Here is a 15,311-nt window from a genome sequence, read left to right as displayed (position 1 = left end):
GCACGGGATCGTCGTCTTCGAAATGTTTAAGCGCTTAAATTTCAGCCTCGATGCGAGGCCGGATCGAGCGTAGCGCACCCGCTGCCGCGCGCGCAAAGAACGCGTGCGTTGCCTACTATCTGGCGAGGCGCGACAGGGCGCGCATTCCCGGCTTCATGCGACGCGCGCGAGACCGGCACGGTATTTCATCCGCGTTTCCCGGCGGCGGCCGTGCGGATCGATGCCGCGCCGTCGCCGGTCGTCGACGACATCCGGGTGATCCACGCGGCCGGGCGTCGCCGCACCGGCCGTCGTCATTGCCGCATGCCGGCTACGCTGCCGACAGCGTGATCGACACACCCGACGCCGTATAGACCGGCGTTGCCTTGAACCCGTCGACCGTCACCGTCGAGAATTTTGCGGCGCCGGCTGCCGCGTCGATCAGCGCGATGGTATCGCCGGTTTTCGGTGCATAACCGTTCACGAACTTCACGCGCAGCGTGCCGCCCGCGACGGTGAACGCGCCGCCCACGCGCAGGCGCCCGCCGCCGTTGCCGTCGATATCGAGTTCGAGCGTCGTGTTGTCGAGCTGCGTGTAGCGGGTCGCGATCGTGACGGGTGCGCCGGCCGCGATCCGGATGCCGCCGCCGGCGCCGACATACACGTCGCCGTTGCCGAACGCCGTCGTGGAAGCGGCGGCGAGCGTGCCGCCGCTGATCTGCGTGCCGCCCGTGTAGCTGTTGTTGCCCGCCAGCGTCAGCGTGCCGCTGCCTTGCAGCGTCAGCTTGCCGGCGCCCGCGATATCGTTGCGCCACAGGTCGGCGGCGTTGAGGCCGCCCTTCGACGCGTCCATCGCGACGGTCACGTTGCCGTTGAACGCGCCATAGCCGTCGGCGGCGGCGAACAGGTTCAGCCGGCCCCAGCCTTCCGCATCGTCCATCACCGGGTAGCCGGACGGCAATTCGGTGGTCTTGAGCACGACGCGCCGCTGGTCGGCGCCCAGGTACGGGAAGCGCGTCTGCAGCAGGATCTCCGCGCCCTTCGGCACGACCGGCGGCGCACCGGTCGCGTCGATCGCGCCGAAGCCGTACGTCATGCGGCGCGTGAAGGCCGCCTTGTTCGTCGCGTAGTCGGCGAACCGGTCGGTCGCCGTCGTGCCCGAGCGCGCGAATGCCGGGAAGGTCGCATCGGTCGTGCCGGTGAGCTGCTGCAGCGTCTGGTGCGCCTGGTTGTACGCGGCCTGCGCGTCGCTCGCGTACGCGGCGAGGTTGGCCGCGCTGACGGCCAGCGCGAGCATGCGGCCGCCGATCACGTCGAGCGGCGAGTGCATGCCGGCGAGGATCCGGTTCTCGCCGAGTTCGAGACCGCGGCCGACCATTTCCTGGAAGCGTTCTGGTACGAGCCACGCCATCGTCACGGCGTCGCGCATCGCTTCGGCCTGGTGACCGCTGATGAAGCCGCCGTCGGTCGCCGGCGTCGTGCTTTCCGCTGGCACGAGCGTCGGCGCGACGACGACGCTCGAGCTCCAGCGATACGGCCGCGCATACTTGTAGAAGCGCTTCGCGGGTTCGGTCGACGCGTTGTTGCCCATCTCGTTGAGCAGGTCGACGACTTTCCCGAAACTCGCGTTGCCGTTGCTGCCGACGCCGACATTGTTGCCGGTGTCGTTATAGAGGACGGTCGTGGCGTCGGCCGGCACGCTGGTGATGCTGGTCGTCTGCCGGGCAGCGGTGCGCCATGCCGCGGTGAGCGGCCCCATGCCGTCCGTCACGCTGTAGCCCTTGCCGCGCCGGTCGTCGTAGTAGGCGGCGTCGGCTTGCTGCGGCGTGCGCACGGTCGTTGCGTTGACCACGTATTGCACGTTCGCCGCCAGCACCGCGTCGTTCAGGCTCGTGCCGCACGGCGTGCCGTTGCCGGGCAGGCCCGAGCAGGTGGAAGGCGAGATGGCCGGAAACGCGCCGTTGGCCGGCGCGGTTACGCCCGCATCGACGAGCATCGTCGACGGCTGCCACAGGTCGAGGAAGCGGCTCACCACGCGCACCGCAGCGTTGGTCGACAGCGTTGCATAGCGAGCGTCGCCGCGCTGGTTGGTCGCGACGTTGTCGACCAACGCGGGCACGCTCGGCACGGGCGCGCTGTCGACGAAGCCGGGATCGGCCGGCGGCGCCGGGACCGCGGCGTTCGTCGCGTTCGTTGCGACGACATCGTCGCCGCCGCCGCAGGCGGCCAGGACGATCGCGGTCGACAGGGCCGCGACATGCAGCGGGAGACGGCTTCGTGATGCAAACATGCAAGACTCCATCCTGATGATCGAAGATGGCGAATTGTGGTGGCCGATCGTGACGCGATGGTTAAGGATTTGTTGCGCGTCGTTCTGCGCGCGGAAGCAGGATGCCGGGTCGGCGACGTTTGATCTGCTTTCCTAAGCGAACACGGCGTCGGTGGGCAACGCAAACGTTGCCGGTCCGTTACTTGGCTGGCCTGCGCATGCCGGCTCTTCCGGCGCAGGGCGCGGTCTTGTTGCGGCAAGAATCCGCTTGAAGTCCGTATCGGTCTCTCGCGGCATGCACCGCGCACTGCTGTTCCGAAACCGACGGGACGAAAAGCCCGCGCCCCGGCGCGCATCACGCTTGCTGCGCAAGCGCCTTCACCTGGCCGGCCGACATCGCGCCGCGATAGATGCGGAATTCGTCGATCGAGCCGTTGAAGAACGGATCGCCCGGATACTGCGAACGTCCGATCCAGTTCTGTGCGGTCGGTCCGATCCGCCATGGCGCGAATATCACGTCGTTCGCCGAGCCGATCGCATTGCCGTTCAGATAGAGCGTCGCCGTCGTTGCCGCCAGCGTGACGGCCACGTGTGCCCATTGTCCGGCCGGCAGCGCAGCGTTGCCGTCGATCGCGCGTTCGCCGTGCCCGCCGTTGGTCGTGATCGCAAAGCGCATCGTCCCGCCATGGCTCCTCGGCGTGACGAACAGATAGCGTCCGGTGCCCGAACCGAAATCGAACAGGCGCGCCCACGTCTGTCCGCCGTTCCAGTTCACCCACGCCGCGATCGTGAAATCCGACACGTCGGCGACGATGTCGTTCGGCAACGCAACGTAGCCGGTCGAACCGTCGAGCGACACGGCGTTGCCGTTTTTCCCGGGCCCGTGCGAAGCGCCGCCTGCGAGCGTACCCGCATGACCGTTGCCGGACGTGTCCGCAGCGGCCGTGCCGCCCGTCTCGTCGAACGTCAGCAGCGTATGCAGCTGCAGTGCCGTCGCTGCGGCGGCTTCCGCCGAATTCGCGGTTTCGCCCGATGCGGTCTGTGCGCTGATCACGTAGTACCAGGTGCCCGTCGCCGGGCTGTCCGTGTACGTCGGCGGATCGACGATGCCGCTCGCGATGGTCGTGTAGGGGCCGCCCGGCACGGACGCGCGCTTCACGTTGTAGCTTGCCGCATTCGCGGTGCCCCACCACGACAGCACGACCTGCCCGGCGCCCGGCCATGCGGTCAGGCCGCTCGGCGCGCTGGCGGGCGCGACGGGATCGCGCGTGCATGTGAGCGTGCCGTAGCCGAGCTGATCGTAGCCGCCGCTCGCTTCGCCGTAATTGCCGCCACCGCCTTCGGGCTGGATCGCGAGCGCGAACTTCGTCGACCAGGGCGCCGCCAGCCCCTTGCGGCTCACGTAATGGTTGTAGACCAGCGCCCAGCACGGACGGATCGTCCCCTGGCTCGCGGTCGAGAATTGCGCTTGCGTGACGTCGGCGTTCGCGTACGGCACGTACGGCACCGGAAGAAACGTGCCGTCCGGCTGTACGAGATTCGCCTTTGCGACATACTCCGCGCCCGCGAGGAAACGGTTGTTGTCGTGGCCGTACAGGTCGATGCCCTGGTTCCACGCCATTTCGCAGATCGCGCCGGCGAGCGCGATGCCGAGCGTGTTGTGCCCCTGGTCGCGGCCCGATTCCTGCCATTGGCCGAGATGGCCCGGGTGCACGTAGTAGACGGCTTGCGCGAGCGCGCCGTTGCCGGGCCCGGCGATGAAATAGTTGACCGCGTCGTCGAATTTCGCGTGATCGTCGCACAGCACGCCGATCGCCATGATCGACGCGAGGTTGCACAGATCCCAGTTGGCCCAGTAATGCGTGATGTCCGTGTTGTTGTGGCGATTCAGGAAGTCGGCGTTGATCGGGTAGAACTTGTCGGCCATCATCGTCCGGAACGCGGCGAAGTCGGCCGTCGCCCAGCCGGGATAGGTGCGCATGATTTCGCCGGCGTTGGCGAATTCGTAGCCGTAGATGCCGGCTGCCAGATCGACGTTCGAGTCCCCGGCGAGACTTTGCAGCGTCGACGACCACGCATTCATGATCTGCACGGCCTTGTCCGCATAGGCGGTATTGCCGGAGATCTTCCAGCGCAGCGCGCACGCATAGGCGGCTGCGATGTCCTTGTACAGCACCGGGTAGTTCTGCGTGCCGGTGCCGCCGCGCGTCACGACGGCCTGCGGTCGCGGCGACCACGACAATTGCGCGTGACCGTTCGCGATCAGCCTGTTCCAGCCGTCGAGCCAGGGCGACGCGGCGGCCGATACCTTCCGTGCGATCCGGTCGAAATCGGCTTGCGTGTGCAGCAATCCCGGATGCGCGAACGCTTCACGCGTTGCGACGGCCGCGGTACCCGTCGCAACGCGTGCGAGTGCACGGTTGCCCGCCGCGGCGGCTGCGATGCCGGTGGCGTTCCCGGTCGCTTCCGTGCCGCCGCACGCCGACAGCGCGAGCGCACCGATGCTGTAGAGGAAGGTGCGCCGGGAGAGGCCTGCACCGGATCCGGACCGAAATTGCGTGTCGTTCATGGTTGCTTCGTTCCTTGGCGAGACCCGCTCACGGGCACCGCGGGCGAGCGGGGCGACCATTCGCCGGACGCGATCTTGAGCGCCATTGAAATCAGTCATCGCATAACGACGCCGAGTGTAGCGGAAGCATCACCATGACGAAATAAAAAGTTGTCACGAAACAACTTGTCGATCGGATAGTAATTGTCACGAATTGATTGATTAACATGCTAATAAAATCGAAATAAATGGTGATTGATACGTTTGCGAGATATTATCGTCGCCGGCCTGCGCTCAGGAGACGCCTCATGTGTGCCGATCGATACCGGCCCGCTATTCGTGTTGTTGTCACACAACCGACAACATAATGGCGTTCCGTGCATTGCATGCCGGCTTAAAGGCCGGCTCGCGGGCCGGTACAACCCCATGCCGGCGCGGCAACGTCGGCGTCGCTCGACGTACGAAAAACCGGAGAACAACACGATGACGAGCAGGATCGCAGTCCTTGACGATCGATTCGCGCGACGCGCGGTGAGGTTGGCTTCACTTGCGGCGCTGGCCGGCGCGGGCGTGATGGCAGTGTCGGCCACGGCCGCGACGACGGTCGGTACGCAGTGGGGCACCGTCAGCGAACCGGCACTGCCGACGAGCGTATGCGGCACGGTCGCGGCGCAGCTCACGCCGGTCGGCGGCTCGGTCGACGCGCTCGACTCGACCGCGTCGAATACCGAGCACGATACGACGCGGATCCAGAACGCGATCGCGCAATGCGCGGCCGGCTCCGCCGTGCATTTGACAGCCGGTGCAAACGGCCAGACAGCGTTCATCAGCGGGCCGCTGACGCTGAAATCGGGCGTGACGCTGTGGCTCGACAAGGGCGTCACGCTGTTCGCGTCGCGCAATCCCGCGCTGTACGACAACGGAGTCGGCACGTGCGGCACCGCCACCTCGAGCAGCAAGAAATCGTGCAACCCGTTCATCAGCGCGTCCGGCACGGCGAACGCGGCGATCGTCGGCGACGGCGTGATCGACGGGCGCGGCGGCAGCCTGCTGACGAGCGGGCCGAATGCGGGCCTGCGCACATGGTGGGACGTCGCGTACCAGAACAAGACGCAAGGTCTGAACCAGCAGAACCCGCGGCTGCTCGAAGTGAAAGGCGGCAGCAACTTCACGCTGTACCGGATCACGCTGCAGAATTCGCCGAACTTCCACGTGGTGACGAACGGCGTGACCGGCGTGACCGCGTGGGGAATCAAGATCGTCACGCCGAGCGCGGTCTATACGAAGAGCGGCTACGCGTGCCCGAGCGGTACGCAGCCCGGCGAGGCGACGCCCGCTACCTGTTTCACGCCCGACACGGCGAAGAACACCGACGGGTTCGATCCGGGGCAGTCGAGCCAGGTGCTGCTCGCGTTCTCGTACATCAGCACCGGCGACGATCATGTCGCCGTGAAGTCGAGCGCATCGCCGGGCGTGAAGCAACTGACGATCGCGCACAATCATTTCTACTATGGCCACGGCATGTCGATCGGCAGCGAGACGAATGCCGGCGTGTCGGACGTGGATGTGCGCGACCTGACGATGGACGGGTTCGACAGCCCGAACGGCAACGGCCTGCGGATCAAGTCCGATTCGTCGCGCGGCGGCCTGGTGACCAACGTGCGCTTCCGGCAGGTCTGCATGCGGAACGTCGCGCGGCCGCTCGTGTTCGATCCGTTCTACAGTTCGTCGACCGGCACGCTGTATCCGGATTTCACGAACATCACGGTCCAGGACTTTCACGACGTCGGCAGTGCGAAATTCGGCGGCGGAAGGGTCACGTTCTCCGGCTATGAAGCGAACGGGCAGCACTTTCCGCTCGGCATCGCGCTGAACAACGTCGTGTTCGACGGCACGCAGCCGACGTTCGAGAAAGACGCCGCGACGCACTATGTGCTCGGGCCGGGCGCCGTGAGCTTCTCCGGCTCGATCGTCACGTCGAGCGCGAACGACGTGACGGTCACGGGTACGCCGGGCACGTCCACGCCGTACGACTGCAGCGCTGCGTTCACGACGCTGAAATCCGTCGCGCCGACTTCGCCGATCTGATCCGGGCGTCAGCGCGCCACGCCGGCGGTGGCGTGGCGCGCTGACGCCCGCGTGGCGTGTTCTCCGCCGAACCGGGCCATTCCGCTTTCGGCGCTGCCGCGCTCCAGGCGCCGGCGGGCGGCAGCGGATCGGTTTCGACGCGCATTTTCGATTTGCTCGCAACGTTTGCGATGTACGACTTCGCGGCCGTCATGCCGCGATCGGCGAAGGCATGAATCAAAGGATGCACACTCGCCCCGCAGCACGACGGCGGCGGATTCCGACCTGCATCCGCGTTGGCCGGCACTGCCGGCGCACGGCGACCACCAATGCGGCGATCGGACTCGCGTGGACGCTCGCGGTGATCGCGCCGGCCGCGACCGGCGTGCTCGGCGCAGTGTGGGCCGCGATCCTGCACAACGTCGGCACGTGCATCGCGATCGCCAATGCAGGCCGGCTGTTGCGGATCGACGAGCCCGTTCGCGCCGCTTGAACGACAACGGCGTGCGTGACGGCAGTGGGTCATTCGTTCGTCGCATCGACTCCATTCGACGTACGCAAACCGAATGACCCGGTCATCCACGGGTTGTCAGTCGAAGGTAACCAGCACCTTCATCGCCTTCGTGCGATCGCCGGCCGTCTGAAACGCCTTCACGCATTCCTGATACGGAAAGATATCGGAAATCAACGGCTTGACGTCGACGAGGCCCTTGTTCAGCAGTTCGACGGCAACCGCAAATTCCTCGTGGAATCGAAAGGCCCCGCGCAGGTCGAATTCCTTGGCGACGATGACGTTCATCGGCAACGCGCTATCGCCACCGAGCCCGACCTGAACGACGATTCCGCGCGGCCGCAGCACGTCGAATGCGGAGCGCAGCGCGGCCGCGTTGCCGCTCGCCTCGAACAGCACGTCGAAGGTGCCTTTGCCGGTCGAGAACGGCTCGAGCCCGGAAGGGGCAGCGGCGACGTTGACCGTGATATCCGCGCCGACCTGCCGGGCGCTGTCGAGCGGCACCGCGTTGACGTCGGTGGCGACGATCGTTGCGGCCCCCGCCCGACGGGCAGCCGCGACAATCAGCGAGCCGATCGGCCCGCAGCCGGTGACGAGCACGCGTTTGCCGAGCAGCGGCCCGGCGCGGCGTACCGCATGCAGCGCGACCGACAGCGGTTCGGCCATCGCGGCTTCTGCATCGCTGACGCTATCGGCGACGCAATGCGCCTGCGTGCTGTCGATCACGACTTCCTGCCGGAACGCGCCCTGGACGTGCGGCGTACGCATTGCGCTGCCGTAGTAGCGCATGTCCATGCAATGGTTTTGCAGTCCTTGCTGGCAGTATTCGCACGATCCGCACGGCCGGCTGGGGCTGATCGCGATACGCTGGCCCGGCGAGAAACCGCGAACGTTCGCGCCGACCCGGCTGATGACGCCGGATACTTCATGGCCCAGCACCATCGGTTCCTTGATGCGAACCGTGCCGAATCCGCCATGATTGTAGTAATGCAGATCCGATCCGCAGATGCCGCCCGCGCGGACGCGAATCAGCATCTGGTCCGGTCCGGCTTCCGGCGTCGGAACATCCTCGATCCGCAGATCGAGCGGGGCATGAATGACGAGTGCCTGCATGAAAGGTGTCTCCGGCTTTGAAGAGGAAAGGGTGACTCCACGATAGGCGCGCCCGACGGGGTCCGCAAAGACGATTTTCGTCTGGCGCGAGAGGTGCCGCGAATGACGCTAGTCCAGCGCTTTCGTCATGTTCTCGATGACCTTCTTCGCATCGGAGAACACCATCATGGTCTTGTCCATGTAGAACAGCTCGTTGTCGAGGCCCGCGTATCCCGACGCCATCGATCGCTTGTTCACGATGACCGTGCGCGCCTTGTATGCGTCGAGAATCGGCATGCCTGCGATGGGCGACGACGGATCGTTCCTGGCGGCAGGATTGACCACGTCGTTGGCGCCCAGCACGAGCACGACATCGGTCTGGCCGAATTCCGCGTTGATGTCCTCCATCTCGAACACCTGCTCGTAAGGCACTTCCGCCTCGGCCAGCAGTACGTTCATATGGCCCGGCATCCGTCCCGCCACCGGATGGATCGCATAACGGACGTCGATGCCCTTGCCGGCCAGCTTGTCCGAGAGTTCCTTGAGCGCGTGCTGCGCGCGGGCGACGGCGAGGCCGTATCCCGGCACGATGACGACCGATTCCGCGTTGCCGAGCAGGAACGCCGCGTCGTCCGCGGAACCCGATTTGACGGGCCGCTGCTCCTGCTTCGCACCGCTTTGCGCCGCCGCTTCGGTGCCGAATCCGCCGAGGAGCACGTTGAGGAACGAACGGTTCATCGCGCGGCACATGATGTACGACAGGATCGCACCAGAGGAACCGACCAGCGAACCCGAAATGATCAGCATCGGATTGTTCAGCGAAAAGCCGATGCCGGCCGCGGCCCAGCCCGAGTACGAATTCAGCATCGATACGACGACCGGCATGTCGGCGCCGCCGATCGGAATGATGATCAGCACGCCGAGCACGAATGCGAGCACGGTCATCGCGATGAACGGCAGCCACGACTGCGTGACGACGAACGCGATGCCGAAGCCGAGCATCGCGATCGCGAGCGCCAGATTGAGCGCATGCTGGAACGGATAGACGACCGGCGCGCCCTGGAACAGCCGGAACCGGTATTTGCCGGCCAGCTTGCCGAACGCGATGACCGAGCCGGAGAACGTGATGGCGCCGATGAAGGTGCCGATGAACAGTTCGACGCGATTGCCGTAGGGGATGCTGCGACCGTCCGTGGCGAGTCCGAACGCGGAGGGTTCGCAGACCACCGCGTACGCGATGCACACCGCGGCCAGGCCGATCAGCGAATGCATGGCCGCGACGAGCTCGGGCATCTTGGTCATTTCGACGCGGGCAGCGACGATCGCGCCGACGATGCCGCCGATCGCGAGCGCGCCGGCCAGCAGGCCGAGCCCGAGCGTCAGGTTCGACCCGAGCGTGGCAGCCTGCTTGCCGATCAACGCGATCGTCGTCAGGATCGCGATGGCCATGCCCGCCATGCCGAACGCGTTGCCCAGTCTTGCGGTTCGCGGATGGGAGAGACCCTTGAGCGCCTGGATGAAGCAGACGGAGGCGACGAGATACAGCAGGGTGACGAGGTTCATGCTCATTGCGCTGCTCCGGAACCTTGCCGGCGGTTGTCTTTCCTCCGGAACATCTCGAGCATGCGCCGCGTCACCAGGAATCCGCCGAATACGTTGACCGCGGCGAGTGCGACGGCTGCCGCGCCGAACGTCTTGCCGGGTACGCCGACCGTCAGCCCGGTGGCCAGCATCGCGCCGACGATGACGATCGCCGAGATCGCGTTCGTGACGGCCATCAGCGGCGTATGCAGTGCCGGCGTGACGTTCCACACGACGTGGTAGCCGACGTAGATCGCCAGCGTGAAGATGATGAGATTGAGGGTGGTGTGATTGATCAGTTCCATCGTGCGGCCTCTAGGCGGATTGCTGATGCGAAGCATCGTGACCGAGCAGCGTGGCGGCCACGATGTCGTCGGTCGTATCGATCCTGAGCCGGCCGTCGTCGTCGATGATCAGCTTGAGGAAGTCGAGCACGTTGCGTGCGTAGAGCGACGACGCGTCGGATGCGACCATGGCCGGCAAGTTGGTGAATCCCGCGATGTGGACGCCATGCCGCGTGACGACGCGATCCGTTTCGGTGAGCGGGCAGTTTCCGCCACGCCGGCCGTCTGTCTCCGCGCCGCGTCCGGCGGCGAGATCCACGATGACCGAACCGGGCTTCATGTCCCGGACGATGTCCTCCGGCAGCAAGGTGGGCGCCGTTCTGCCGGGAATCAACGCGGTCGCGATGACGATATCGGCCGCGCTGGCGCGCTCGCGCACCAGCGCGCTCTGGCGGGCGAGCCACGACGCGGGCATCGGACGCGCATAACCGCCGGTTCCCTCGGCGGCCTCGCGCTCTTCGTTCGTTTCGAACGGCACGTCGAGGAATTTGGCGCCGAGCGATTCGATCTGTTCCTTGACCGCCGGGCGCACGTCCGACGCCTCGATCACCGCGCCCATGCGCTTCGCCGTCGCGATCGCCTGCAGGCCTGCCACGCCCGCGCCGAGAATCAGTACGCGCGCGGCCTTGACGGTCCCTGCCGCCGTCATCAGCATCGGGAAGAATCGCTGGTAGAGCCCCGCCGCAATCAGCACGGCCTTGTACCCGGCGATGTTGGCCTGCGACGACAGCACGTCCATGCTCTGCGCGCGCGTCGTCCGGGGGATCGCCTCCAGCGCGAATGCGGTAATGCCCGCGGTCGTCAGACGCGCGGCACGTTCGGCATTGAACGGATCGAGCATGCCGATCAGCACGGCGCCTGTTCGCAATAGCGCGAACTCGGTATCCGTGGGCGCCTGGACCTTCAGGACGACTTCGGCCTCCAGTGCGCGCTGCGCATCGACGAGCGTCGCGCCGGACGACGCGTACGCGTCATCCGTGAAATTCGCCCGTTCGCCGGCGCTGGCTTGAACGAGCACTTCGTTCCCTCGGGCAGCGAGCTTCCTGACGGTTTCCGGCGTGGCGGCGACGCGCGCTTCACCCGCCGCACTTTCGGCGGGAATGCCGATTCTCATGTGTTCTACCTCCTGAATGGCGCGTGCCGCTCGCCCACGCGTGACGCGACGCGTCGGGCGAACGGACGGAGCCGATCCGCATGGGGCCGGCCCGGTTCGACGCGATCGTTAGAATTTGTGTCGCAAGCCGATCGCCGCCTCGAACAGCGAGTTGTAGCCATAGAACGGCTGGTTCGAGCCGGAGGCCGCCGCGAGGGTCGTCCACGCCCCGGTCAGGTGGTTGTAGTCGACGCCGACATACACGTCCGTCCGCTTGCTCAGCGCGTAATCGAGTGTCGGGCCGCCGGTGATCCGGGTGCCGCTCTGTCCCGCGTGATGGACGACGTCCACGTAGACGGGCAGCTTCAACGTCAGGAACGGCGTGATGAAGTAGTCGACCGCGGCGGAAAACGAATCGTTGCGGTAATCCGCCGGGTAGACGTGGCTGTAGATATACGAGCCGTAAACCTTCGCGCGGGCGAACGAATACGTCGCGCCGATCGTGAAGATCTTCTGCGAGCTGTCCGGAATCGTGACGCCGAAATACGTGCTGCCGTATACGCTCGACGCCGGCGTCAGCCCGCCGATGTCGTTGACGATCTGGTATGCGGCGCCGACGCTCAGCGGGCCGCGATCGTACGACAGGCTGACGGCCGGGGACGAGTTGCGGTGGATATCGCCCGCGGTCTGGCCGAACGTATAGGAGGCCTTGGCGGTGAAGCCGGCGATCGTCGGAGACGTATAGCGCACGGAATTGTCGAGGCGGCCGCCGCCGGTGAGCCCGGCGCCCTGGAAGCCCAGCGTGCCCGTGTAGTTGGAGAGCGCGTAGAGGTCGTGCGACCAGGCCATCTCGTGGGCCAGCGTATAGAGGCGCCCGCCCGAGATCGTTCCGTAGGGGCTGCTCAATCCGACCATCGCGGTCCGGCCGAAAAGCCGCTGGGTGCCGGACGGGGTCGACTGCTGGGAAATCCCGGTATTCGGCGTGAATCCGGACTCGAGCTGGAAAATGGCCTTCATGCCGTTGCCGAGATCCTCCGCGCCCTGGAGGCCCCAGCGGCTGCCCTGGATCTGGCCGCCGCTGCCCATCGTGAAGAGCTTGCCGCCCGTCTTGCTCTGGTGCGTGTCGAAGCGGACCGCTTCGTCGATGATGCCGTACAGCGTGACGCTGGACTGGGCGCGCGCCGTCACGGTGACGAGCATTCCGCAACCGATTAGGGCAACTAATATCCTGGTGTTCATCTGCATCCCCTTGTCAGTGAAAGTAAAGCGATATCGGCTCCGGCTGCCGCGTCCGGAGGCGCGGCATGCCTTTATGTCATGCGGACGGAAAGCGCAGCGGCGAGTCCGGCCGATCCCTCAGTTCAGTGCGGCGACCGCTTCGGCGATCTTTCGGCAGCCCTCGCCGATGGTGTCCACGCTGGTGGCGATCGACATCCGGAAATAAGGCGAGAGGCCGTACGACGTTCCCGCGACCACTGCCACGCCCGCATGCTCGAGCAGATACAGAACGACGTCCGAATCGGTATCGAGCCGCTTGCCGAGCGGCGTGGTCTTGCCGAGCAGCCCGCCGCAATTGACGTACAGGTAGAACGCGCCGTCGGGCGCGCCGCAACTGATGCCGGGAATCGCATTGAGCGCGGCGAGCGCATGATCGCGGCGATCCTGATAGACACCCACCGATTGCGCGACGAAGGTCTGGTCGCCGGTGAGCGCCGCAAGCGCGGCGGCCTGGCTGATCGAGCACGCATTGCTGGTCGATTGCGACTGCAGCGTGTCCATCGCGGCGATCAGGTCGGCCGGGCCCGCCGCATAGCCGATGCGCCAGCCCGTCATCGCGTAGGTCTTCGACACGCCGTTGACGACCAGCGTGCGCGACGCGAGGGCCGGCTCGACCGTCAGCAGATGCGGTGTGCGGCCGTCGGTGTAGCGAATGTGCTCGTAGATGTCGTCCATCATCACGAGGACGTGGGGGTGACGCAGCAGCACGTCGGCGAGCGCGCGCAGTTCGTCTGCCGAATACGCCGCGCCGGTCGGATTGGTCGGCGAATTGATGATCAGCCACTTGGTGCGCGGCGTGATCGCGGCGTCGAGCGCCGCCGCGGTGAGCTTGAAGCCGTGCGCTTCGGTGCACGGCACGACGACGGGCACGCCGTCGCACGCGAGCGTCATGTCGGGATAGGACACCCAGTAAGGCGCGGGGATCAGCACTTCGTCGCCGGCTTCGACCGTGATCGCGAGCGCGTTGAAGATCGCGTGTTTCGCGCCGCAGGTCACGATGATCTGCTTCGGATCGTAGGTGAGGCCGTTTTCGCGTTCGAGTTTCGCGGCGATCGCGGCGCGCAGCGCGGGGGTGCCGGCGGTCGGCGTGTAGCGGGTTTCGCCGCGTTCCATCGCGTCGACGGCGGCCTGGCGGATAGGCGCGGGCGTGTCGAAGTCGGGTTCGCCGACGACGAGATTGACGATGGCCTTGCCTTGGCGCCGCAATTCGGCGGCCCGGTCGGCCGCCGCGCTGCTCGGCGAGGGTTTGATGCGCTGAACACGGGCGGCGATGCGCGATGCACTCACTCTAGGCTCCTGAACGAAATATGAGTAGCCTTAACAGTAAGCGGGCGAAAACGCGCGCGCCAAGATGTCTTTCCGCTGGGGCGAGAGCATCCGCTTATGACGAATCGTCCGACGATGCCCGGGTGCGATTCGTGTCGCCGCCCGCGGTCGGTAGGGTTTTTGTCCACTTTCCGGGCCGATGGCTTCGTCCTACCATTAGCCGACCCATGCATTGAAGACCCGATTACCGTGAACCTGCGGCGCCTGAAGTATTTCGTGAAGAGTGTCGACATCGGCAGCCTGACGCAGGCGGCGGAGGTGCTGCACATCGCCCAGCCGGCACTCAGCCAGCAGCTGATCACGCTGGAAGACGAATTCCAGCAGCAGCTTCTCGTCCGCACGAAGCGCGGCGTGACGCCGACGGAGGCCGGCGCGACGCTCTACCGCCATGCGCAGCTCATCCTGCGCCAGTTCGAGCAGGCGCAGGCCGACGTGAAGAGCGCGGGACAGACGCTGGCCGGCCAGGTCTCGGTCGGGCTCGCGCCCGGCACCGGCGCCTCCGCGTTGTCGCTGCCGCTGTTGCGCGCGGTCCGCGCGCGCCATCCGTCGATCCTGCTGTACATCAACGAAAATTTCGGCACGACGCTGAGCGAGCTGATCATGAACGGCCGCATGGACATGGCGGTGCTGTACGGCGACAAGCCCGTGCACGGCCTGTCGTTCCAGTTGCTGATGAACGAGGAACTGTTCCTCGTCGCGCCGCGCAGCATGGGCATCGCGGCAGGCGAAATCGACGTGACCGCGCTGCGCGATGTTCCGCTGTTGCTGCCGCGCCCGTACAACTATCTGCGCAAATACGTCGACGAGGCCTTCGCGCGGATGCAGATGATTCCGAACGTGATCGCCGAGATCGAGTCGGCCACGACGCTGTCCGCGGCCGTCGGGGCCGGGATCGGCGCGACGATCCTGCCGGATTCCACCGCGCGCGTCGTGGCGGCGGCCGGCGACGTCGTCCAGTGCCGCATCGTGTCGCCGGTGATCAAGATCCCGTTGTCGGTCTGCCTGTCCGACCATCTTCCGCTGTCCGAGCCGGCCGCGGCAGTCAAGGACATCCTGCTCGAGCTCGCGGGCGATCTCGCTTTCGACACGCGTTCGGAACCGAACGCGGATACCGCGGATACATAAGCTCGCCTTATCGCTACAAAGCGAATCCGTCTTGGCGTAATTTTTCTGCGCCCGATACATTGAATCCATCGTCAGTTGCCCGGCGCCGCGCGCGGGGC

General features: G+C 66.1%; 11 protein-coding genes. 3 read left to right on the top strand and 8 right to left on the bottom strand.

The features are described from left to right. Positions 1-310: 310 nt before the first annotated feature. Together JYG32_RS35945 and JYG32_RS35940 are read right to left on the bottom strand one after the other, a co-directional pair. Positions 311-2,269: a phosphatase PAP2 family protein gene (locus JYG32_RS35945; protein WP_213268273.1), complete on the bottom strand. Its 1,959-nt coding sequence runs from the start codon at positions 2,267-2,269 to the stop codon at positions 311-313. Between the two features lie 334 nt (positions 2,270-2,603). Next, positions 2,604-4,817, bottom strand: a complete 2,214-nt coding sequence (locus JYG32_RS35940) for a LamG-like jellyroll fold domain-containing protein (protein ID WP_213268272.1) — start codon at positions 4,815-4,817, stop codon at positions 2,604-2,606. A 510-nt stretch (positions 4,818-5,327) separates the two neighbouring features. Here JYG32_RS35940 and JYG32_RS35935 point away from each other — a divergent pair. Both JYG32_RS35935 and JYG32_RS35930 read left to right on the top strand, forming a co-directional pair. Then, entirely contained in the window at positions 5,328-6,884 is a 1,557-nt protein-coding gene (locus JYG32_RS35935) for a glycoside hydrolase family 28 protein (protein ID WP_433960890.1), read from the top strand. A 223-nt stretch (positions 6,885-7,107) separates the two neighbouring features. Continuing rightward, a complete protein-coding gene (locus JYG32_RS35930) occupies positions 7,108-7,356 on the top strand; it encodes a hypothetical protein (protein ID WP_249744979.1) in 249 nt (82 codons plus the stop codon). 96 nt (positions 7,357-7,452) lie between these two features. On the opposite strand, the gene JYG32_RS35925 is transcribed toward JYG32_RS35930, so the two are convergent. The 6 genes from JYG32_RS35925 to JYG32_RS35900 all read right to left on the bottom strand — a co-directional run bounded on the left by JYG32_RS35925 (position 7,453) and on the right by JYG32_RS35900 (position 14,049). Further along, positions 7,453-8,487, bottom strand: coding sequence for an L-idonate 5-dehydrogenase (locus tag JYG32_RS35925; protein WP_174380118.1), 1,035 nt, complete (start codon positions 8,485-8,487; stop codon positions 7,453-7,455). A gap of 108 nt (positions 8,488-8,595) precedes the next feature. Beyond that, a complete protein-coding gene (locus JYG32_RS35920; protein WP_213268270.1) occupies positions 8,596-10,035 on the bottom strand; it encodes an NAD(P)(+) transhydrogenase (Re/Si-specific) subunit beta in 1,440 nt (479 codons plus the stop codon). Continuing rightward, a complete protein-coding gene (locus JYG32_RS35915; RefSeq protein ID WP_213268269.1) occupies positions 10,032-10,352 on the bottom strand; it encodes an NAD(P) transhydrogenase subunit alpha in 321 nt (106 codons plus the stop codon). The genes JYG32_RS35920 and JYG32_RS35915 overlap by 4 nt, the downstream gene beginning before the upstream one ends. A gap of 10 nt (positions 10,353-10,362) precedes the next feature. Continuing rightward, on the bottom strand, positions 10,363-11,505 hold the full coding sequence (locus JYG32_RS35910; RefSeq protein ID WP_213268268.1) for a Re/Si-specific NAD(P)(+) transhydrogenase subunit alpha: 1,143 nt from the start codon (positions 11,503-11,505) through the stop codon (positions 10,363-10,365). Between the two features lie 108 nt (positions 11,506-11,613). Next, complete coding sequence (locus tag JYG32_RS35905; RefSeq protein WP_249744978.1) at positions 11,614-12,684, bottom strand: porin; 1,071 nt, start codon at positions 12,682-12,684, stop codon at positions 11,614-11,616. A 156-nt stretch (positions 12,685-12,840) separates the two neighbouring features. Continuing rightward, positions 12,841-14,049: an aspartate transaminase gene (locus tag JYG32_RS35900; protein ID WP_213268267.1), complete on the bottom strand. Its 1,209-nt coding sequence runs from the start codon at positions 14,047-14,049 to the stop codon at positions 12,841-12,843. Between the two features lie 228 nt (positions 14,050-14,277). Between JYG32_RS35900 and nac the strand changes: the two genes are divergently transcribed. Beyond that, on the top strand, positions 14,278-15,213 hold the full coding sequence (gene nac, locus JYG32_RS35895) for a nitrogen assimilation transcriptional regulator NAC (protein WP_124646112.1): 936 nt from the start codon (positions 14,278-14,280) through the stop codon (positions 15,211-15,213). Positions 15,214-15,311 lie beyond the last annotated feature (98 nt).

Source organism: Burkholderia pyrrocinia, from assembly GCF_018417535.1.
Taxonomy (GTDB): Bacteria; Pseudomonadota; Gammaproteobacteria; order Burkholderiales; family Burkholderiaceae; genus Burkholderia; species Burkholderia pyrrocinia_E.
Note: the sequence above shows the minus strand (reverse complement) of the source record. Positions and strands in the feature narration are given on the sequence as shown.

What these genes read in the sequence shown, in the direction of transcription:
- JYG32_RS35940 (WP_213268272.1), bottom strand. Translation starts at nt 4,817, where the DNA reads ATGAACGACACGCAATTTCGGTCCGGATCCGGTGCAGGCCTCTCCCGG.
- JYG32_RS35925 (WP_174380118.1), bottom strand. Translation starts at nt 8,487, where the DNA reads ATGCAGGCACTCGTCATTCATGCCCCGCTCGATCTGCGGATCGAGGAT.
- JYG32_RS35920 (WP_213268270.1), bottom strand. Translation starts at nt 10,035, where the DNA reads ATGAGCATGAACCTCGTCACCCTGCTGTATCTCGTCGCCTCCGTCTGC.
- JYG32_RS35910 (WP_213268268.1), bottom strand. Translation starts at nt 11,505, where the DNA reads ATGAGAATCGGCATTCCCGCCGAAAGTGCGGCGGGTGAAGCGCGCGTC.
- JYG32_RS35930 (WP_249744979.1), top strand. Translation starts at nt 7,108, where the DNA reads ATGCACACTCGCCCCGCAGCACGACGGCGGCGGATTCCGACCTGCATC.
- JYG32_RS35915 (WP_213268269.1), bottom strand. Translation starts at nt 10,352, where the DNA reads ATGGAACTGATCAATCACACCACCCTCAATCTCATCATCTTCACGCTG.
- JYG32_RS35945 (WP_213268273.1), bottom strand. Translation starts at nt 2,269, where the DNA reads ATGTTTGCATCACGAAGCCGTCTCCCGCTGCATGTCGCGGCCCTGTCG.
- JYG32_RS35905 (WP_249744978.1), bottom strand. Translation starts at nt 12,684, where the DNA reads ATGCTCGTCACCGTGACGGCGCGCGCCCAGTCCAGCGTCACGCTGTAC.